At 33.1% G+C, this 21,250-nt stretch carries 15 protein-coding genes and 1 pseudogene; 8 read left to right on the top strand and 8 right to left on the bottom strand.

The window, feature by feature from the left end:
- Positions 1-163 (top strand): annotated as a pseudogene (locus tag ACRBBL_RS22750) (endonuclease III); the annotation flags it as partial.
- 214 nt (positions 164-377) lie between these two features.
- Here ACRBBL_RS22750 and ACRBBL_RS22745 read toward each other — a convergent pair.
- Complete coding sequence (locus ACRBBL_RS22745; protein WP_431371396.1) at positions 378-959, bottom strand: RNA polymerase sigma factor; 582 nt, start codon at positions 957-959, stop codon at positions 378-380.
- 308 nt (positions 960-1,267) lie between these two features.
- On the opposite strand from ACRBBL_RS22745, the gene uvrA reads away from it, so the two are divergent.
- Both uvrA and ACRBBL_RS22735 read left to right on the top strand, forming a co-directional pair.
- Positions 1,268-4,048 (top strand): excinuclease ABC subunit UvrA, encoded by a 2,781-nt coding sequence (gene uvrA / locus ACRBBL_RS22740; RefSeq protein ID WP_431371395.1) that lies wholly within the window; start codon positions 1,268-1,270, stop codon positions 4,046-4,048.
- A gap of 30 nt (positions 4,049-4,078) precedes the next feature.
- Entirely contained in the window at positions 4,079-4,615 is a 537-nt protein-coding gene (locus tag ACRBBL_RS22735) for a hypothetical protein (protein ID WP_431371394.1), read from the top strand.
- Here ACRBBL_RS22735 and ACRBBL_RS22730 read toward each other — a convergent pair.
- Positions 4,612-5,709, bottom strand: coding sequence for a DUF3667 domain-containing protein (locus tag ACRBBL_RS22730; RefSeq protein WP_431371393.1), 1,098 nt, complete (start codon positions 5,707-5,709; stop codon positions 4,612-4,614). The genes ACRBBL_RS22735 and ACRBBL_RS22730 overlap by 4 nt on opposite strands.
- Positions 5,710-5,751: 42 nt before the next feature.
- Positions 5,752-6,435 carry a hypothetical protein gene (locus ACRBBL_RS22725; RefSeq protein WP_431371392.1) on the bottom strand — a complete coding sequence of 228 codons (684 nt, stop codon included), beginning with the start codon at positions 6,433-6,435 and terminating at the stop codon, positions 5,752-5,754.
- A 228-nt stretch (positions 6,436-6,663) separates the two neighbouring features.
- On the opposite strand from ACRBBL_RS22725, the gene ACRBBL_RS22720 reads away from it, so the two are divergent.
- The gene (locus ACRBBL_RS22720; RefSeq protein WP_431371391.1) at positions 6,664-7,338 is read left to right on the top strand and encodes a hypothetical protein; all 675 of its coding nucleotides are present in this window, start codon (positions 6,664-6,666) and stop codon (positions 7,336-7,338) included.
- Positions 7,339-7,719: 381 nt separating this feature from the next.
- Entirely contained in the window at positions 7,720-9,066 is a 1,347-nt protein-coding gene (locus ACRBBL_RS22715) for a hypothetical protein (RefSeq protein ID WP_431371390.1), read from the top strand.
- A gap of 96 nt (positions 9,067-9,162) precedes the next feature.
- Here ACRBBL_RS22715 and ACRBBL_RS22710 read toward each other — a convergent pair whose 3' ends face one another.
- From ACRBBL_RS22710 to ACRBBL_RS22690, 5 genes are all read right to left on the bottom strand, one after another.
- Positions 9,163-9,771 (bottom strand): hypothetical protein, encoded by a 609-nt coding sequence (locus ACRBBL_RS22710; RefSeq protein ID WP_431371389.1) that lies wholly within the window; start codon positions 9,769-9,771, stop codon positions 9,163-9,165.
- A gap of 192 nt (positions 9,772-9,963) precedes the next feature.
- Positions 9,964-11,727 carry a WG repeat-containing protein gene (locus tag ACRBBL_RS22705; protein ID WP_431371388.1) on the bottom strand — a complete coding sequence of 588 codons (1,764 nt, stop codon included), beginning with the start codon at positions 11,725-11,727 and terminating at the stop codon, positions 9,964-9,966.
- Positions 11,728-11,846: 119 nt separating this feature from the next.
- Positions 11,847-13,130 (bottom strand): glycosyltransferase, encoded by a 1,284-nt coding sequence (locus ACRBBL_RS22700; protein ID WP_431371387.1) that lies wholly within the window; start codon positions 13,128-13,130, stop codon positions 11,847-11,849.
- A 15-nt stretch (positions 13,131-13,145) separates the two neighbouring features.
- Complete coding sequence (locus ACRBBL_RS22695; RefSeq protein WP_431371386.1) at positions 13,146-15,641, bottom strand: YfhO family protein; 2,496 nt, start codon at positions 15,639-15,641, stop codon at positions 13,146-13,148.
- Between the two features lie 90 nt (positions 15,642-15,731).
- Positions 15,732-15,989, bottom strand: a complete 258-nt coding sequence (locus ACRBBL_RS22690) for a DUF4834 family protein (protein ID WP_431371385.1) — start codon at positions 15,987-15,989, stop codon at positions 15,732-15,734.
- Between the two features lie 213 nt (positions 15,990-16,202).
- On the opposite strand from ACRBBL_RS22690, the gene ACRBBL_RS22685 reads away from it, so the two are divergent.
- From ACRBBL_RS22685 to ACRBBL_RS22675, 3 genes are read left to right on the top strand one after another with little or no spacing between them, the layout of a single operon-like run.
- Positions 16,203-17,195, top strand: a complete 993-nt coding sequence (locus ACRBBL_RS22685) for a transporter (RefSeq protein WP_431371384.1) — start codon at positions 16,203-16,205, stop codon at positions 17,193-17,195.
- A 28-nt stretch (positions 17,196-17,223) separates the two neighbouring features.
- Entirely contained in the window at positions 17,224-18,342 is a 1,119-nt protein-coding gene (locus ACRBBL_RS22680; protein WP_431371383.1) for a GTP cyclohydrolase, read from the top strand.
- 56 nt (positions 18,343-18,398) lie between these two features.
- Positions 18,399-21,023, top strand: coding sequence for a M14 family zinc carboxypeptidase (locus ACRBBL_RS22675; protein WP_431371382.1), 2,625 nt, complete (start codon positions 18,399-18,401; stop codon positions 21,021-21,023).
- The last annotated feature ends 227 nt before the right edge of the window (positions 21,024-21,250 follow it).

Raw genomic sequence — 21,250 nt, 5'->3', positions numbered from 1 at the left:
CCCAAAAGAAAAGTGGAACGATTTACATTTACAAATTATATGGTATGGGAGAGAATATTCTCCTGCGCGTGGTTGGGACTTAGAAAAAGATATTATTACCAAAACTATTGGTAGAAAAACGGTTATTGATGACTATTTAAAAGCGAAAAAGACTCGCAGCTAACGAGTCTTTTTTCCAAAGTTTAGTTGAGAAGCGTTTCAAACTTCATCCTTTTGTAATTAATAACACTTAAAGCTTTCGAATAGTTCAGCAAGAAGTTAATTGTTTCCTTTTTAGGAAGCATTTTTTTCATTTCAGGTGAACTTTTAGTGTAATTTTTTGCCATACGTTGGTTTTATATTTAAAATAACAACGCAGGTATTTATTTTTTATTGTATTAATTTGTTAAAACTATGTTATGTTTTTCAATCACTTTTCTTAGGTTGATAAGTGCATAACGCATTCTACCCAAAGCTGTATTGATACTAACACCTGTTTTCTCTGAGATTTCTTTAAAACTCAAGTCTTGATACATACGCATCAACAACACCTCTTTTTGATCGGCTGGCAGTTCATCTACCAAACGACGAACATCAGTTTCTACTTGATTTTTAATGATTCTGCTTTCCGCATTTAAGTCATTATCACTCAACACAGAAAAAATATTAAAATCACCACTGTTGTCATACTTTGGCATTCTGTTATTTTTTCTAAAGTGATCAATAACCAAGTTGTGCGAAATACGCATTACCCAAGGTAAAAACTTTCCTTCTTCGTTGTAATTTCCTTTTTTCAATGTTCTAATCACCTTGATAAAAGTGTCTTGAAAAATGTCTTCTGTGATATCTCTATCTAATACTTTAGAGTATATAAAGCTGTATATACGCTGTTTGTGACGTTCAATTAATACGCCTAAAGCACATTCGTCACCTTTGATGTAATTAGATACCAATACTGAATCTTGCAGGATCTGTCCCATAACACTAACTTTTTTATATAATAATTATCGAGGCTGATAATTTTTTCCGATTTTCTTAAAAAAGTATTTTTATGCTATACGCAGATTTTTTGTAGAATTTGATTAATGATTCCCAAATATAACAACATTCGTTAAAAAAATGCAAATAAAACCCAATATTTTAACATTTTCAATGAGTTTATTGCGCTCAAACGGTCATTTTTAAAGAATTACTTAAACAAAAAACAATATTTCTTAAAGATGTTTTACTTCAAAATGATTTTATTTCGGCAATGAAAAGCAGTATCTTTGCAATTATTTTTTTTCCAATGACACAAGATCTCGCTACTGTAAATCCAAAAGAAAATATCATCATAAAAGGTGCAAAACTGCACAACCTTAAAAATATTGATGTGGTAATTCCACGCAATAAATTGGTTGTGATTACTGGACTTTCGGGTTCAGGGAAATCAAGTTTGGCTTTTGATACCTTATATGCAGAAGGACAACGACGCTATGTAGAAAGCCTGTCTTCGTATGCGCGACAGTTTTTGGGACGTTTACACAAACCCAAAGTAGATTATATTAAAGGAATTGCTCCTGCCATTGCCATTGAGCAAAAGGTAAACTCTACCAATCCGCGCTCGTCAGTAGGAACAACCACCGAAATTTATGACTATTTAAAGTTATTGTATGCACGTATTGGACGTACCATCTCTCCTATTTCTGGAAAAGAAGTTAAAAAACATACCGTAACTGATGTTATCAATTATATAAAGACTTTTGATGAGCGTAGCAAATTATTGTTATTAGCTCCTGTTACTGTACCAGAAGGTAGAAGTGCGTTTCATACCATTAAAGTATTGGCACAACAAGGATATGCGAGAATTAAGAAGAATAACGAGGTTTTACGTATTGATGAAATTAATGAGGATTTTACAGAAGATTTCTCACTTGTCATTGATCGTATTGTCGTTTCTCATGATGAAGATTTTTACAATCGTTTAGCGGATGCCGTACAAACTGCCTTTTTTGAAGGGAAAGGTGAATGCTATATTGAAACCGTTAACGATAAAAAGTCAGTTCATTTTAGCAATAAATTTGAACTAGACGGCATGAAGTTCCTTGAACCAAATGTGCATTTATTCAGTTTTAACAATCCGTATGGTGCATGCCCAAAATGTGAAGGTTATGGAGATGTTATAGGAATTGACGCTGATTTAGTGGTTCCAAACACGGGACTTTCTGTATATGATAACGCTATTTTTCCATGGCGTGGTGAAAGCATGAGTTGGTACAGAGATCAATTGGTAAATAATGCCTATCAATTTGATTTTCCAATTCATAAACCATGGTTTGAGCTTACTGAAGCACAAAAGAAACTTGTTTGGGATGGGAATGAATATTTTGAAGGATTGCATCAATTCTTCACTTTCCTAGAAGAAAAAAGTTATAAAATTCAGAATCGTGTCATGCTTTCTCGTTACCGCGGAAAAACTAAATGTGCTGTGTGTGAAGGGAAACGTTTACGCCCAGAAACCAATCATGTAAAAGTTGGCGGAAAAACGATTACTGATTTGGTGGTATTGCCATTAAATGAATTGATTGTATTTTTTGATGAATTACAACTCAATGAAAACGATGAGCAAATTGCCAAACGTTTATTGAAAGAAATTAAAAATCGTTTGCAGTTCTTAACCAATGTCGGATTGGATTATTTGACACTGAATCGTAAATCGAATTCACTTTCTGGTGGAGAATCGCAACGAATTAACTTAGCAACTTCATTAGGAAGTAGTTTGGTTGGTTCTATGTATATTTTAGATGAACCTAGTATTGGATTGCATCCAAAAGATAGTGAACGTTTGATAGAAGTATTATTGTCATTACGCGATTTAGGAAATACCGTGATTGTTGTAGAGCACGACGAAGACATTATGCGTGCGGCAGATGAAATTATTGATATAGGTCCTGAAGCAGGAACACATGGTGGACATGTAGTAGCTTTTGGGGATTATGAAGCCATTTTAAAAGCTGATTCGCTCACAGCAAGATATCTCAACAAATCCATTGAAATTGAAGTACCTCAGCAACGTAGGACTTCCAATCAGTATATTGATATTATTGGTGCTCGTGAGAATAATTTAAAAAATATTGACGTTACTTTTCCGTTGAACATGCTTACGGTTGTTACTGGTGTTTCTGGAAGTGGAAAAAGTTCGTTAGTAAAGAAGATATTATATCCTTCTATGTTGAAAGAAACTGGCGGTTATGGTGAAAAACCTGGTCAGTTTACCAAATTAGACGGAAAATATAGTACCGTAAAACATATTGAATTTGTTGATCAGAATCCAATTGGACGTTCTTCACGTTCCAATCCTGTGACGTATATTAAAGCCTATGACGATATTAGAGCCTTGTATGCAAGTCAGAAGTTATCACAAATTAGAAACTATAAAACTAAGCATTTTTCGTTTAATGTTGATGGTGGACGTTGTGAAACCTGCAAAGGTGAAGGACAAGTAACCATTGAAATGCAGTTTATGGCAGATGTGCATTTGGAATGTGAAACATGTGGCGGAAAACGCTTTAAAAAGGAAGTCTTAGAAGTTACGTATGAAGGAAAGAATATCGATGATATTTTAACCATGACGCTTGACGATGCAATGGAATTCTTTACAAAGCACGAGCAGAAAAAAATATATCGTAAGTTAAAACCTTTGCAAGATGTTGGTTTAGGCTATGTAACATTAGGACAAAGCTCTTCTACCCTTTCAGGTGGAGAAGCGCAACGTATTAAACTGGCTTCTTTCTTGGTGAAAGGAAACACAAAAGAAAAAGCGCTGTTTATTTTTGATGAACCAACCACAGGTTTGCATTTTCATGATATTAAAAAGCTGTTAACTTCTTTTGATGCTTTGATTGAGAAAGGACATTCGATCATTGTGGTAGAACATAATATTGAATTGATTAAATGTGCCGATCATATTATTGATTTAGGTCCTGGCGGTGGAAAAAATGGTGGAACACTTGTCGCTTCAGGAACACCTGAAGAAATTGCAAAGAATAAAAACTCGTTTACAGGGAAGTATTTAAAGGAGAAGTTGTAACGTTTCTATCATTGATACGTCACACATAACATGGATCCTGAAAAAGAATTACAACGAATTTGCGATCAATACAATGGTAAACTCACAATAAAAGATTTTAAGGTTGGTGGCGCTAAAATGGGTGAATCTATTTATGTTGTCAAATACTATCTAAAAATTCCTTATCAAGATTGTATGATTGATATTCTGTATGATTTTGGGAATTCAGTTACGGCAGATTTTAAGATTGGCTTCAATGATTTAAAGAACGTTCCTAAGTTTGAACTTACCACAATTAGTCATTTTACAAAACTCGTCTTATTCAAAAAACACAACTTTAAAGTACAATGCAAAGACATATACTTAAAAAGAGAAATTGAAAAATTACTACAAAGACATACACTTGATAAATTGATTAAAAACACTGCTTTTGAACCTACCACAGAAGGAGTTAATTCTGAAAAAACATATACAATTCACACCGTTTTCTCATTAGTTTTTGAAGAAAACACAAGTAGTATTTCGGCAATCTTTGAGTTTCATAAAGAACTTATAAACATTATTAGAGAACGTTACAAACGATTTTAGTACATAAAAAATGTCACTGCAGAAAGGATTACAAATGTCAATGGTATAACGAATATGAGGTAAATAAACGTTAATATAGTTGTCTTGAAAAACGTTAGTATATACCCTTGTTCATAAAAATGTTTCAAACTTATCATTAAATAAATTAGCATAGACAGAATTAATGTAAGATCTATCCAATCGGGAATATTTATAATATAATTTGTAACAATAATAATACTTGAAGCTAAAAATATAAAAGCAAAATAGTAGAAACTAAAGACCATGTGATGCGCAAATCGTCCACGTTTTCTGTAAAATAGTTTTAGCAATAGCGCAAAAATTGGAATTAGGAAAAACATTGAAATTGGAATGGTATCCATAAAAGCTTTTAAAATTCCATCTCCCATTTTTTCTCGAAACTTTATAAGCTGTTTTCCAAAAAACTTAGAAAACCATCCATCAGATTCTTTATGCCCTAATGCTTTCAATTTTTCATCCATACTTGCGCCAGAAGCGTACAATGAATCGAGTTTTTCGGTATTAAAATCAATGCCAAAAATTGACCCTTGAATGTTTCCACTTCTTCTTCGCCCTTTTTTAGATGCTCTTGTAGAATCGTTACGGATACTGTCGTGAGGTTGCATTTCACCATTTTTGAGAAAATAGGTCAACTTTTGAATCGCCAGACTATCTTTTCCTTCTGTTTTTAATAAATCTACCTCTAATACATTTTTTATAGAATCCTGAAATCGTTTTGTTTTTCCAAAAGTAGCTTTCAACTCTGCTTCAACATCTTGCTGCATAGCTCGGGTAGAAATAGAGAAGATAAAGAAAAACACAATAGAAGCAAATAAGTAAAATTGTGCAGGATGCAAATATAGTAACCGTTTTCCCGACACAAATTTCTTTGCCAAATAGCCTGGACGCATAAGTAAAGGAATAAAACTTCTAAAAAAACGTGCATCTACCGAAAAGTAATTCATTACTGTATTATGAAACAATACACGCATACTCAGCTTATCATCTACCTTTTGACCACAGTTTGGGCAATAGTTATGATAGCGTGTTAGTAGATACTTACAGTTTGGACAATGTTTATTTTCGGCTGACATTTACTTTAGTTGGCTATATCGGTTACGCAAATATGCTAAAATCTATTTACAATTGGCAAGTATGTCATCAATATATTCATAATAATCTAACAATAACTTTTGTTGTAAAAGAAGCATTCTCCATGCGTTCTTAAATTTTTCTATAGCTCGTTTATTTGCCGTGAAACCTGCTTGGTATAATTCGTTTTTCCAAATGATGGTTCTTTCATTCACTTCTTCTTGTAATTCATAAAATGCTTCAATAGCAGTTAAACATTTAAAATTAGTGATCGATAGATAATTAGTTTGCTTATAAGAATTCCAAACAATACTAGATAGTTTTTTCCCCATCAAGCCAGCTTCTATATTGAAATTAAAATCGCCGTGTAATTGAATCTGAGTTTCATCTACAGCAGTGAAAGAATCATATTTAAAGACTGTACTTGTATTTAATTGAAAACTTTTCAGTGAATCTTTATGAATGACAAGATTCATTTTTTTGTCCAAATTTGATAATACTATACCAACTGGCTCATATTTTTCGATTAGTTTCTCATTAAAATCTTTCAGTAAGCTATAATTCTCTTTTAACTCACTTTCTACCTGTTTCAATGCGTTTTCTTTCGCATCGAGCAATCTGTTATTTTCAAAATAACTGGTGATGTACAATCCTGAAATGATACCAATCATGGTAGAAATCAATGTGACAAACCACGGATTATTTAAGCTTATTTTTTTCTTTTTCATATAAACTATGTGTAAAAAGTAATTATGTGCATCAGACCAAAAAAAATGGTTTTCGTTACACTATTTATTTTCTCTTTGTGAATTTACTCAAAAAAATACAATTCAAAACACCATTTAAATATATGACTGTCAATATTTTACATTTTTGGCACGCAAATTGGTTTTACTATTAGCAAATAGCGCACGCCGAAAAGCTTACGAGTAGGCATAACCCTAAAAGTACAGAATATGAAAAACTTTTATCTTTTATTCGTAGGATTGTTACTTAGTGTAACAACTACACAAGCAAATGTAAAAAGCGACCAAGGAAATGGAAGCGAAAACGGGTTAACCAATCGCTATCGTTATGCACAACCAATTAAGTTTGTAGAACGAGGTGTTGAATTTTTCGTTTTCTTAAATGGAGAATTCGATTTTAACACACATCCTGTCAACTACAGAAGAGGACGAAGAAGTACTGCAAACAGAACGTATGGTGCTCCAAGAGTTCGAACTAGAGGAAACCGTCACAACACCAGAAATATTGGTGTGAGAGTTGAACACGATTACAACGGAAGAGTTCGAAGAATTGGAAATTTATTCATCAATTATGACCGTTTTGGTAGAGTAAAAAGAATTGGATCTATTTATATGCGTTACCATAACAGACATGGAAAATTAAAACAAGTTGGTGGTTTGCGTTTAAAGTATAACTATAGAGGAAGATTGATTAGACAAATTGGAAATGTTAAACCAATTGCTAGTTGTGCTGTTTGTGGTGTTACTAGTTGTGGAATTGACCATGGAAGTCCATACGGAAATGATGATTATAATGGTGGTGGACATAATATACCAGCAGATGATGAAGATTTGTATTACTACAAAAAGAAAGGAGAACAAAAGAAGTTTAAAAAAGGACATTAACTCGCATTAATTCCTATAATTATAAAACCTCGTGAATCAATAGAATCACGAGGTTATTTTTTTATAGTATAAAGAAAACGCTCCAATTATTTCTTCGCTTTTCTCGTATTTCTCATAAGACATAAAGAGCCAACTAAACTACAAAATTTATTACATCAAACGATTATAACTAATTTCTTTATGTAATTACGCATACGGTCACAGCACTACTATATTAGGTGTCTAAAATAGTTATTTGCAACTACTTTGCAGTATGGCAAAACCATACTTTACATCAGTTATTAAACTCGTTTGATAGCGCTACTTTTTTTAATTAACAATATCATTTATTTTTTGGCACGCTGTTTGGTTACTATTAATTGAATATTAAAACCTTACGTTATGAAAAAAATACTAATTGCACTAACAGGATTGTTCTTCTTGGCAACACACACTGTCGAAGCAAAACGGACAAACGCACCAACCGCAGATTCTTTTTTATCAAACGAAGCTATTTCTTTTGTTGAAAACGGAATTACGTTTTCAGTATATAATGATGGAGAGTTTGATTTTTTCATTAACCGACTACATTCAAATATAAATGCCAATATAAATCTTGGTAGTTTAGAAATTTCTTATAATTCAGGATATAATTACAATCCGTATGTTCAGTATGATGATTATGGTGCCATTATTCAAATAGAAAACACACCAATTTACTATGATTATTATGGTAGAGTATATAGAATTGGACAAGTAAACTTTAATTACAATAATTTTGGAAACTTAATACAAGTTGGCGGATTGTTTCTTTACTACGATTCTTTCTCTAGATTCTCACACACAAGTGGTTTTATAAATCCTTATAATAGAATTTACAGACGTACAGCGTATTACAATACAGTATTCTTTCGCCCAAGCATTAACTTTTGCTTAGTAAACGTAAATCCATACCGAAGATTTTATACTCCAGTACGTTACACATACTGTAATCCATATAGAAATAATCTTAGATACAGATATGCAAGAGCTAGAGTTGGACACGTTTATCACAGCGCAGCACGCGTAAACACAAATAGAAGAAGTATTTACAGAAACAATCGTAGAGTAACACGTAGAAATGATGCAGCAGTATACAATACACGTAGAACCGTAACTCGTACTAATACGACAACTCGTAATACACGCACTGCAACACGTAATAATACGAGAAATCAAAATACACGTTCTGCAACGCGTAACAACACAAGAGCTCAAGGTACACGTTCTACAACTCGTAATACTGTAAGAAACGGAAATACGAGAAACACACGTGACAACAGTAGATTAGGTGGTGTTCGCAGTAGCAATAACAACAATACTAGAATTGAACGCGGAAACACAAGATCACAAAATAACAATAGTGTTCGTTCTAATACAACAAGAAATAACACGAGAGCTACACGTAGTAACTCAAGAAATAACACAAGAGCTACACGTAGCAACTCAAGAAACAATACAAGAGCAACACGTAACAACTCTCGAAATTCAAGAGATGTAAGAGCTACGAGAAGCACACGAAATAACAGTTCGGCACGAAACAATAGCAGATCTAACAAAAGAACGATCGCAAAGCCACAGAGAAGTAATTCTTCTAGAGCTACAAGATCAAATAATCGTTCTCAGCGTAAGTCAGCTACCAGAAGTTCTAGTCGTACGCAAAGAAAGGCAACGAATAGTAGACAAAGAAGTTCTAGAAAAAGAAATTAAAATTTAGTTGTTCCTTTATAAAAATGAAACCTTGCTTGATGTAAAAATTGAGTGAGGTTTTTTTGTGTGTTGGTTTTGAGTTTGGGGAAGTTTATTTTAATCGTGGTATATTATTATAGGCTCTTTCATCCTTAATTCATTCAGTTGTTTATTCAGCTCTTTATCATAAAGTTCTGGTGTAAGTTCCCCGGAAATCATCTGACGACAAATTTTGATTCTAACTTTATCTTCCTCTATATTTATAGAAAAATCATTAAATAATTCTCCTAAAACATCATTCTTTAATTTCCAAGTTTCAATACTTGAATTTCTTAAAGTATGCGCCAATACTAGCGCAAAATGTTTAAGCTGTTTCTTCAAAATAGCTGCTTCTGATTCTTTTTTAGATTCGTGATACCAATTTAAAATAGTGTTGAATTGAACCATTCTTTCTTCTACTATCTTATCTTCCACAATACACATTTCACCTAAGAATAGATTTTTATATTTATAGCGATGTGCCATATATTCATCAGATGATTTCGGATACACATATAATGCAGCTGCGTGATGTGCAGCTTGCTTGTATATTTCTAATTGGGTTGAGAAAAAAGTCTTTTGAAACTCTCTTTTTTTTTGCTTTGAAAATTTTAAAATACCGATAATCAAAGTAACAAGAGTCAATAAGATTCCAGATGCAGTTAATATTAATTCTTCAGTTCTCATAATATCTACTATTTCTTTTATAGCTAAAACTAAAAGAATTTTATTCGAAATCAAAGTAAAAAGTAAGACTTTTAATACTTTTTACTTTACAGAAAGAATAGCATGATTAAGAATCATATAGCTGTACAAAGTGACAAATACACTTTGTAATGTACTCACCAATTATATAGCTAATTTTTACATTACTAGCGTCTAATTAAACATTTCATCAATACGCTTTTTACTCACACTTTTTTCTAGTATTTTCCCTTTAATATCTGTTGAGAAATAACGCCCATCTTTTTGAAGATAAATAATGTTTAATGGTTTTCGTGTTAAGTATGGCCATTTCCATAAAATCTGTTGATATTTTATTGGATGTACAATTGTATTATTCCAATCAATAGTACCATAAAGTCCATTGTTTTTCACTCGAATCAATTTTGAATTATCTACTCTAATTTCATCGTATGCAGCTGGAATAACAATTTTCCCTTCCCTACTTATCAATCCTTTTTTATTATTTTTTGTGACAAAATGTTCATCTGGACCATATTCAACCCAATTTGAAATTTCATCATATTCAATTGGAATGATTACTTTTTCATTCAAATCAACAATACCTCGAAGTCCATTTTTTTGAACAATAAACTTATTATTTCTATCATAAAAAACTGGTGTAATACTTTCATAAGAAGTTGTAAATAATGGATTTCCTTTTTTATCTACAATGCTACACATATCTGCTATACGCACTATATAGTGATCAAAGAATCTTCCTGTAGCAATTTCGTCATATTTAAATGGAAGTATTGTATTTCCCTTAGTATCAATTAGACCAACTTTTCCACCCTTTGTAGCAGACGTTACTGGGTTTCCGTCAAAAGGTTCTATTGTTTCATATATAAAAGGAATTTCCGCTGTACCATTTTTTGATAATGTCCCCATTTTCCCTGAAGTATTCGTCAATACAAAATATCGGTTATACTTTTCTTCATTGTTTTTATACGAATCCCATTCATATGATTTAATTGTAAAATCGGTAATAGGCTTCGCATTTTTATCTAAGAACTGGATGTTTTTTCCTTTTGTGACTGCAAACAATTCAGATTCGCTTGAATATTCTTTCGGGTACTCAATTAGATCGTATTGTAGTGGTAAAATAACATTGCCCAAATTATCTATAATTCCAAATTTCCCTCTTTTCGCTACAATACTCAAAAAGTTACGAAAAGGTTTGCAAACATCGTATGTGCCAAACGGAACAATTACTTCTAATTTTTTATTCAAATAAGCATATTTTCCATTTTTTTCTACAAGACACAAACCATTCTCAAAGTACGTTCCATTTCTGTAATTATACCGTGATTCCTTTATTTTATCAAACTCAAAATCGGTTAATTGTTCACCACCACAAGAAAAGAAAGCCCATTTTCCATTTTGTTTTGCAGAAACCATTGAATCTACATTATTACAATTTACATTTTCATATTTTAAAGGAAGTACTGCAACTCCTTTTTGATTGATAAATCCGTATGCACCATTTCGTTTTACACGAGCCAATTTACATTTACGAAAATGACTTTCATTCTCATATAAAAACGGAATAACAACAGTTCCTTTTCTATCAACAAAACCATACTTACCATTCTTTTTTGCTGGCGCCAAACCCTGCGAAAATACGCTTAAATCTTCGTATATAAACGGTACAATAGTATCTCCTTTGATATTTATATAACCGCTTTTTCCTTTCCCATGCGCCAAAATCATATCTTCTTCATCAATAGGATTTAAAAACTTATATTTCCCAAAAGGAATAATAGTATCTCCTTTTTGATTGACAAATCCCCAACCTTTTTTACCCCTTAACCTTGTATATGTTTCCTTTTGCTGCGTTTCGCTTTCTTTTATCTCAATTTGCGCTTTACAAGAAAAAATACATGAAAATAAAACTATAATGAAAAATGGTTTGTGCATGGCATTGCTTTTTAGTAAAAATATCAACTACTTTTTGTGCAGTATTTTATCAAAATTCATACCGAATCAATAGTAATAAATAAAGTAGATATAAAGATGCGAAGTAATTCTTAAAGAAACTAAAGTGATTTCAAAACCTCAGCCAATTTTTTGGTTAACGCTTTGCGCGAAAACTTCTGTAATCCAATTGGAAACACTTGCAATTGTTTATTCTTAAATGCTTCGTAGTACGTTAAGATTTGTGTTTTGAGTTGCTCCTTTTCGGTATATAAAAAGTAAGTTCCTGTATTGGTCTCCTGAATGATCTTTGCAATGTCTGCATCTTTCGGTCCTAGACCAATAATTGGTCGTTCCGCTGCCATGTATTCAAATAGCTTTCCAGCTATAATTCCTTTGGTTTTTTCGGCATCAATCTCAATCACTAATAAAACTTGTGAAGAACGCTGTAATTGCAATGCTTTTTGATGTGAAACATAGCCAAAATAGATTGTACGATCTTCCAAGCCAACTTCACGTATAGCACGTTGAATACGTTCACTAACAACTCCAGCAAATTGTAATTGAAAATCATTGGCAAAGTCTTCATTTGTTTGAACCAACTCGGATAATACTTCCCACAAAATCAACGGATTTCGCTCAGAAAGCAAGGAACCAATATGTGATAAAGTAAATTTTTTATCCATTGGAAGTTGTGAATATTTCTCTACATCATATCCGTTGGTAATCACTTCTATAGGCTGTTTAGTGAGTGCTGAAAACTCTTCTTTTGTAGTAAAACTTGTAGTCACCACTTGATCTGCCGTTTGCAATACTTCCGATTCAAGTTTGAGGTGTTTTTGTTTTGACTTTTCTGTCAAACGCAATTCATTATGATATCCAATCGTTGTCCAAGGATCTCTAAAATCTGCCAGCCATTTTACAGCTAATTGTTTTCGCAAGTTGAGTCCAATTAAATGTACACTATGTGGCGGACCAGTAGTTATGATGGTATCTATATTGTTCTCTTTGAGGTATTTCTTCAAAAATGCAACCGAAGGCTTTACCCAAAATTTTCGCGCATCAGGAATAAAAAAGTTTCCACGAATATAGAGCATCGTTTTTTCTACAAAAGATTGTTTTTCTTTCGCAATAATGCCTTTACTAATTGTTTTTGATTTTTTCTTTGAGAATAGTTCCGCAAACTTATATGGTTCAAAAATTGGCTGCTTGATGATAGTAATATCTTTAGGAATATCATCCGAAAAGGTTTCATCCACCATTGGGTAACTTGGGTTTTCAGGAATAAACACAATTGGTTCAATGTCAAAATCACGTAGATATTTTACAAATTTTAACCAACGTTGTACGCCCGGTCCACCGGCAGGTGCCCAATAGTATGTAACAATTACTACCTTTTTAGCCATAATCTAAAAAACTAATTATGCTTTTTCCATTCCTTTTTTACGCCTAAACTCATAGTACACACCACCAAGAATCAATAAAAATAAAATGATAGTACTCGTAAGTGAAACAGTAATTCCTTTTTCTACAATTGTAGGCTCAAATTTGAATTGAATTGTATGTTTTCCTGCTGGTACTTCCAGTCCACGTAAAACGTAGTCTACACGATAATGTGGAACAGGTTTTCCATCAAGATAGGCATTCCATCCATGTGGATAATGAACTTCTGAAAATACAGCAAAACCTGCTTCTGTATTTTCGGAAGTATAGGTTAAATCATTTGGTTTATAGCTTGTCAATTTAATTGTAGATAGTGAATCTTTGCCATAAGAATCTTTAAGGTTTTTTTCTGCCTCTTGTCCTTTACGGAAGATAGCTTCTTCTTTTGTATCCAACCCATAAAGCGACAATATTTCATCATCTGCTGTTTCAACAAAGTTTATTTTCTTAACAAACCAAGCATTTCCATTTGGATACGGATTTCTGAGTGCAATTGCTCCTGCTCCAGCTTGATCTTGTTCACCTTCTAAATCTTTGATGATATATCGTATATTCATCATATTGATGATATTGATATTTCGCTCAGTAACTTCAAACCTTTTACGCCCACTATCAAGATAAAAGTCATATAACTCTTGAAATTGTCTTGGTTTTGCGGCATGATAACCACCAAGTGTATTATGGAAGTAAGCAGTACGTGAATTTGCCAATTTTAATCTTGGTTCAAATACACGGTAATGTCCTTTATCTTTTAAAATTTGTTTGTCAACTTCAAGTGTTTTGTATGGATATTCAAATTGTGCTTTACTCACAAATCCTTCCGTGCTTACATAACTTCTTGCTACCGAAACCAAATCGAATAGTAACAATCCTGCAATTAATACAATGACAACATTTTCTTTGACTTTTCTTTTCACAAAAGCAATTAAAACTCCTGCGGTGAGTAGAATTAAGATTAAAGAACGGATTGCATCTTTTGTCAACATTGCAGATCGATCTTCGCGAATGACTTTCATAAGTTCTGGACCAAAACTTACTTGCTCATAATACGCATCACTTAAACCAGTAAAATTAAATAAAGAGGATTTAAAAGCGACAAGTCCTAAAATTACAACTACAAAAGATCCTGTTACAATGTAAATTAATCGTTCCGTTTTTTTCTGGTTCTCCTCAAGAGTTTCCTTTTTAAATAATCGCGCTAAGGCCAAAATACCCAAAATAGGAATACACAGTTCCAAAATCACTTGCATGGACGAAACCGCTCTAAATTTGCTATACAGTGGAAAATAATCAATCATAAAATCTGTAAGGAAACTTAGATTTTTCCCCCAAGACAATAACACAGATAATAAAATTCCACCAGCAAGCCACCATTTCGCTCTGCTTCTAACCAAAAACAATCCTAAAAATGCTAAGAAAATAATAACTGCTCCTACATACGCTGGCGCAGCTACAATAGGTTGATCTCCCCAATACCCTGGAACATACCTCACAATTTCTCGCACTTGAGCTGGAGGGTATCCACCTTTCAATAAAACCTCATATAAATTGGAATCTGTTCCAAAATCTTCAGTTCCTGCTCCACCCATAAATCGAGGCATTAACAAGTTGAAAGTCTCCATTTTTCCGTAACTGTATTCAGTAATATATTCTTTAGAGAGTCCTTTACGTTCTTTTTTATTTCCGTCTGGTTTTATAGTCAATTCGCTTTCACCACGAATACTCCAATCTGCATACTGTTTAGTTGTCAGTAGGCTTGCACAATTCACACCTATACTTAAAATCACAGCTGCTAACAATAATCCGGAAGCTTTAAAAAAGTGTGGTAGCTCCTTTTTTTGATAGAAATCGATCAAATACACAATACCAATCACAAAGACCAACATCATCAAGTAATATGTCATCTGCGGATGCGACGTCATAATTTCTAATGACATGGCGACTGCAGTTAACAAAAATCCCCAGACGTATTTCCGCTGAAAAGCGAGTAATATTCCTGATAATACTAATGGAAAATAAGCTATGGCATGTGCCTTGGCGTTGTGACCAACACCGAGAATGATAATAAAATAGGTGGAAAACCCGAACGCTATGGCGCCCAGTATGGAGAGTCGCCAATCAACTTTCATGACAAGCAACAAGACGTATATACTTAAGAAATATAGAAATAAATAATCTGCCGGACGCGGTAAAAATCGCAGCGTTCTGTCTAAGGTTTTAATATACGAATGCGGATATCTAGCTCCTAAAAGATACGTTGGCATACCACCAAACGCATTATCTGTCCAATACAATTCTTCTCCAGTTGCATTTCGGAAATCATTTTGCTTTTTTGCCATTCCAGCATATTGGATAATATCTTGCTGTTGCATTTTTTTTCCTTGAACGACAGGATAAAAGTATGCCAGTGACATCGCAATAAACAGCGCTAACGCAATTGCATGTGGAATAAACTTTTTAATATCTAAATTCACTTGGTGTAATTTTTAACGTGTATGGATCGATGGCAATATACTAAACCTTTTTTGGAAAGACTTTTTATAGAAAGGCAAATTTATAAAATGCTAATCTACTTCTTCAAAGTCTATATATTCTCCTACATTTTTGGATGATTTATTATTCGGCACTTTATCAATCGTAGTTTCTCCTTCTTTAGTACGTTGCTGCTCATTGTGCTGAGCATGCTGATTGAATTGTTCTGAAAAACGCCTTTCAGCTTTCTTTGCTACATAACGTATCATAAAAGGCGCAAACAACCTACCCAATATGCGTAATGCATACATCACTAGAATTATGATTGCTATTGTTCTTAGTACTCCCATATTATATTATGACCTATATTTTTTCAAAAATACAATTTATGCAGATTTATTATCGTTTTTACTAGATAAAAAACTATAATTTTATGTAGTTTTGGCTTAAACCTGTTAAAAATTGTTAAAAAAACATACGTTGCTCATAGCCTATATTATTTGTGAGCATTATTTGAACGAATGTTTTTTTTTAATTTACAAAAACAACCTATTTATAGATATATGAAAACAACATCTTTCTTAGCAGTAATCGGTTTTTTATTTTTCTCAACTGCTGCGTTTGCTCAATATACAGAAGTAATTAATTCCAATCGTCCAGGAGCATCTATAAGCGCATTTTCTGTTGGAAAAAGAGTCATTCAGTTTGAAGCTGGAATGTTTGTAGATAAACAAGAACACAAGAAATTAAATACCGAAACAAATGCTTTCGGAATCGATTTCGCCTTACGTTATGGGCTGTTTAAAGAACAATTAGAAATTAGTTGGGAAGGCGCATATCAATTTGACACGTTTACAAGAAACGCTTCAAGTCCAGCAATAGAATTTAATAGAAATGGTTTTTTATCACATACCATTGGTGCAAAATATATGATTTACGATCCGTACATTAAATCGTCACAAGAAAAGCCAAATTTATATAGCTGGAAAGCAAACAACTCATTCCGTTGGAAAGATTTAATTCCTGCAATTGGTGTATATGTTGGCGCTAATTTTGTGTTTTCAGACAATCCGTATTTTCCACGTACAGAACCTTCGATAAGTCCAAAAGTTACGGTTGCTACACAAAGTCACTTTGCAGGACGTTGGGTATTTGTATCTAATATTACTTATGATCGAATTACTTCAGACTCTAAAGAATTGAGCTATATTTTAACTTTAACACATGCGTTTGACAATCCAAAATGGTCTGCTTTTATAGAGCATCAAGGAATTGATGGCGATTTATATGCAGATGCTTTATTTAGAGGTGGAGGCGCGTATTTATTAGCTGAAAACCTTCAATTAGACGGATATATTGGTGCTGGAGTAAAGAATACACCAACACGTATTTTTGCTGGTTTTGGACTTTCGTATCGATTTGATGATTGGCACGAAGATGAATTGATTCCGATTGATGAGCAAGATCCAAATGGTGAAGATCCTAAGGATAAGAAGAAGAAAAAAGATGAAAAAGAGTTGGAAAAGTTTGAAGATGATGGTGACAATGACAACTAATCTTTTGTATCAACCAAATTCATAATTAATGATTCACGTTCGAGAAGTAGCCAATAAGAAAGAATTAAAAGCATTTGTAAAGTTTCCTTTTAGTCTTTATAAAAATTCAAAATATTGGGTTCCGCCTATTGTAAAGGATGAATTAGAAACATTTGACAAAGATAAAAATCCAGCCTTTTTAGATGCTGACGCACAGTTTTTCTTAGCATTTAGAGATGGGAAAATTGTTGGTCGTGTGGCTGCTATTGTCAATTGGATTGAAGTGAAAGAACAAAAACTATCCAAAATGCGTTTTGGCTGGTTTGATATGATTGACGATTTTGAGGTTTCAGGTGCTTTGCTTGATAAAATAACTGAAATAGGTCAATCACATAATTTAGAATACATGGAAGGTCCTGTCGGATTTTCCAATTTAGATAAAGTTGGAGTACTTACCGAAGGTTTCGAACATATTGGAACCATGATTACTTGGTACAATCATCCCTATTATGAGAAACATTTAATTCATCACGGATTGGTGAAAGAAAAGGAATATTTAGAAAATAAGTTTCCTTTTGAGAATGTAAAACCTAAGTTTTTTGAACGCGTTCAAAACTTAGTTAAAAAGCGTTATCAACTTCGAGAACTCAATTTTACAAAGACGAAAGAGATTATGCCATATGTTGATGAAATGTTTGATTTATTCAACGCTTCCTATGCTTCTCTGTCTTCTTTTGTTCCGATTAATGACATTCAAAAAGAATATTTTAAAAAGCGATATATCGGATTTATCAATCCTGAGTTTATAAAATTTGTAGTTGATAAAGATGATAAATTAGTTGCTTTTGCTATTGTAATGCCTTCTTTTGCGAAAGCCTTGCAAAAAGTAAATGGCAAGTTGTTTCCTTTCGGGATTTTTCACTTATTGAAAGCTCGTAAGAAACCAGAAAATATCACATTCTATTTAATAGGCGTGCATCCTGAATATCAAAACAAAGGATTGACAGCCATTCTATTTATGGAATATTACCTTACGTTTACTGAAAAGAATATTCAAACCTGTATCCGAACCCCTGAATTGATTGAAAACACTGCAATTCACCAACTTTGGAAACATTTTGAACCTGTGACACACAAGCGTAGAAAGACCTATAAAAGATTATTATAATAATCAGTTTTTACTTTTTATTATAACACCCAAACACATCAAAAAAATAACCTACAATGAAAAAAACTACCATGTTGCTCATATTAGCAGGGTTTTTGGCGTACTCATTACATTCCCAAAATAGAAATCGCTCTAAAGCTGAACAATATCTGAACCAAAAAGGAGAAGTTTGTTTTCAATTTACAGCACAAAATGAAACACAGTTACAAGAAATTGCTTCGTTTCTTTCCTTTGGGCACAAACCAATTAATAGGCAAACATTAAAAGTTGAGGCCTATGCAAACCCTACGACATTCAATCGATTTTTATCGTATGGTTTAGATTATGAAGTTTCTACGGAAGACAATGAATTTAATCCGCATGCAAATCTCCCTGAACATACACTAGCCCAATGGGATACACAGTGGAATTTATATCCAACCTATTCACAATATGTTGCTAAAATGCAATCTTTTGTAACTGATTATCCAAGTTTATGTTCATTAGAAAGTATAGGAACGACTCCAAACGGAAGAGAATTATATGTTTTGAAAATTTCTGATAATGTAGCTACAAAAGAAGCAGAACCTGAATTTTTCTATTCTTCTTCCATGCATGGAGATGAATTGGCTGGATATCCATTAATGATTAGGCTCATTGACCATTTACTTTCAAACTACGCAACAGATAGTGAGATAGCTGATTTAGTAAATTCTACAGAAATTTACATCAATCCATTAGCAAACCCAGACGGAACTTATGGCGCAGCCGGAAGTAATACGATCAATAATCCTACTAGATCTAATTCTTCTGGACAAGATTTGAATCGTAACTATCCTGATAACATAGGTGGAATTCACGATAATGCCGTAAATGGTAATTACGAAGCAGAAACTGAGTCTTTTATGAATTTTCAAGCTTCACGAAACTTTGTACTTGTAGCAAATCTTCATGGTGGAACAGAATTAATAAACTATCCGTATGACAATACAACAACACAACATGCCGATCATGATTATTATGAGCGCATTTCTGTAATATACGCTACCAATGCACAAAATGCTAGCGATCTTTTAGGAGACACTACCTATATGACCGTTGATGAAGATGCTGGTATATACCCAAGTCCTGGTGTTACCAATGGCGTACAATGGTTTTTAGTTTATGGCGGAAGACAAGATTTTACAAACTTTTATCTTCACAGTAAAGAAGTGACCGTAGAATTATCTGATATAAAATTTCTGCCTGAAGCAGAGCTACCTAATCACTGGGAATTTAATAGACAAGCTTTTTTAGATTATATGAAACAAGCTAATTATGGTTTTCAAGGAAAGATAACTGATGCATCTGGAAACCCTATTGCAGCACAAATTTCTATTGCTGGACATGATAAATTGAACTCTTATGTTTTTTCTTATGAAGAACACGGAGATTACTATAGACTTATAGATGGAGGAACATACAATGTTACTTATGAAGCGCCAGGATATCAACCACAAACAATATCAGTTACTGTAACAGACAATGCTAAAACAGTACAAGACGTTACTTTGATAGCTACTACACCGATACCAGTAGCAAACGGAACTGACTTTTGCGATTCAGGATCTGCCATGTTATCTGCGACCGGAAGCGGAACATTAAATTGGTATACAACTATTGATGGCGATACACCTATAGCAACAGGAAGTACATACAATACACCTACCTTAACTTCAACGACAAGTTATTATGTAGAAGATGTTATTGACAAAGCTAATATTGGCATCACAGATAGCGAATCAGGTGGATCTCAGTTTACAAATGTTGCGCAATACCTAATATTCGATTGTGTAGAATCTGTAATGTTAGATGAAGTAACAATAAATTCTAACCAAACGGGAGAACTTGAAATACAATTACAAGATAGTTCTGGAAACATGCTAGATTCAAGAATTGTAATTCTTCCAACTTCTGGTGTACAAACAGTCGATTTAGATTTCATTTTACCTGTAGCTAACAATTTACGCTTAGCGATAAAAGAATTATCGTCAGGTTTATCTGTTTATAGAACTAATTCTGGAGTAAATTATCCGTATACTAACGGAAGTGTCTCTATCAAAAATAGTAGTGCTGGTGCAGATTTCTATTATTTCTTTTACGATTGGAAAATAAATTCATTAAAAAGTGCTCGAAAAGAAGTTACTGTAACCGTAAATCCTTCTCCTACTCCTGACTATACATTTCAAGTTAGTGCAGCCGATGATGGAGAAGTAACTTTTACAAATACGTCCTCTGATGCTACTTCATATTCTTGGGGTTTTGGTGATGGAAACATGTCTACAGATGTAAGTCCAACGCATACCTATGCTGTTTCTGGAGATTACACAGTTACACTAACAGCTACAAATGCTGAATGTGGAAATAATGTTACAAACAAAATGGTAAGTGTCATCGTGATTCCATTAAGTGTAAATGATGAACTTTTAGCTAACGTGAATATATATCCAAATCCTGTAAAAGATAAACTCTACATTGATACAGCCAATCATTCATTACAAAATATTGTGCTCTACAATTTACTAGGAGAACAAATTTTACAACGTACTATTTCTGGAAATACACAAACCACTCTAGATGTACAACAAATGAAGCAAGGAGTCTATATCATAAAATTAGACTTTACAGAAGGTAGTTTGATTAAAAAGATTATTATTAAATAATAGTAAGTTGGTTGTTTACTTTCTGCTTGTTTCAAAATCTAAACTGTTAAACTTATAAACGGTCTTGGGTCTTGGGTCTTGGGTCTTAAAAAACACCATTTTATTTCAAACAAAAAACGTCACTTCGAGTATTATTAAAACCAAAATATATTTTGATTGAAAATACCTAGCGCAGCTATCAAGTGCAACAAATTTGTATCGAGAAGTGCTATAAAACTAAACTCTTT

The organism is Kordia sp. (genome assembly GCF_050633145.1).
GTDB lineage: Bacteria > Bacteroidota > Bacteroidia > Flavobacteriales > Flavobacteriaceae > Kordia.
This window is presented reverse-complemented; position numbering and strand designations above follow the sequence as displayed.

Coding starts and splice junctions, on each gene's coding strand:
- ACRBBL_RS22700 (WP_431371387.1), bottom strand. CDS start 13,130: ATGGCTAAAAAGGTAGTAATTGTTACATACTATTGGGCACCTGCCGGT.
- ACRBBL_RS22675 (WP_431371382.1), top strand. CDS start 18,399: ATGAAAAAAACTACCATGTTGCTCATATTAGCAGGGTTTTTGGCGTAC.
- ACRBBL_RS22705 (WP_431371388.1), bottom strand. CDS start 11,727: ATGCACAAACCATTTTTCATTATAGTTTTATTTTCATGTATTTTTTCT.
- ACRBBL_RS22690 (WP_431371385.1), bottom strand. CDS start 15,989: ATGGGAGTACTAAGAACAATAGCAATCATAATTCTAGTGATGTATGCA.
- uvrA (WP_431371395.1), top strand. CDS start 1,268: ATGACACAAGATCTCGCTACTGTAAATCCAAAAGAAAATATCATCATA.
- ACRBBL_RS22735 (WP_431371394.1), top strand. CDS start 4,079: ATGGATCCTGAAAAAGAATTACAACGAATTTGCGATCAATACAATGGT.
- ACRBBL_RS22745 (WP_431371396.1), bottom strand. CDS start 959: ATGGGACAGATCCTGCAAGATTCAGTATTGGTATCTAATTACATCAAA.
- ACRBBL_RS22725 (WP_431371392.1), bottom strand. CDS start 6,435: ATGAAAAAGAAAAAAATAAGCTTAAATAATCCGTGGTTTGTCACATTG.
- ACRBBL_RS22710 (WP_431371389.1), bottom strand. CDS start 9,771: ATGAGAACTGAAGAATTAATATTAACTGCATCTGGAATCTTATTGACT.
- ACRBBL_RS22720 (WP_431371391.1), top strand. CDS start 6,664: ATGAAAAACTTTTATCTTTTATTCGTAGGATTGTTACTTAGTGTAACA.
- ACRBBL_RS22680 (WP_431371383.1), top strand. CDS start 17,224: ATGATTCACGTTCGAGAAGTAGCCAATAAGAAAGAATTAAAAGCATTT.
- ACRBBL_RS22685 (WP_431371384.1), top strand. CDS start 16,203: ATGAAAACAACATCTTTCTTAGCAGTAATCGGTTTTTTATTTTTCTCA.
- ACRBBL_RS22715 (WP_431371390.1), top strand. CDS start 7,720: ATGAAAAAAATACTAATTGCACTAACAGGATTGTTCTTCTTGGCAACA.
- ACRBBL_RS22730 (WP_431371393.1), bottom strand. CDS start 5,709: ATGTCAGCCGAAAATAAACATTGTCCAAACTGTAAGTATCTACTAACA.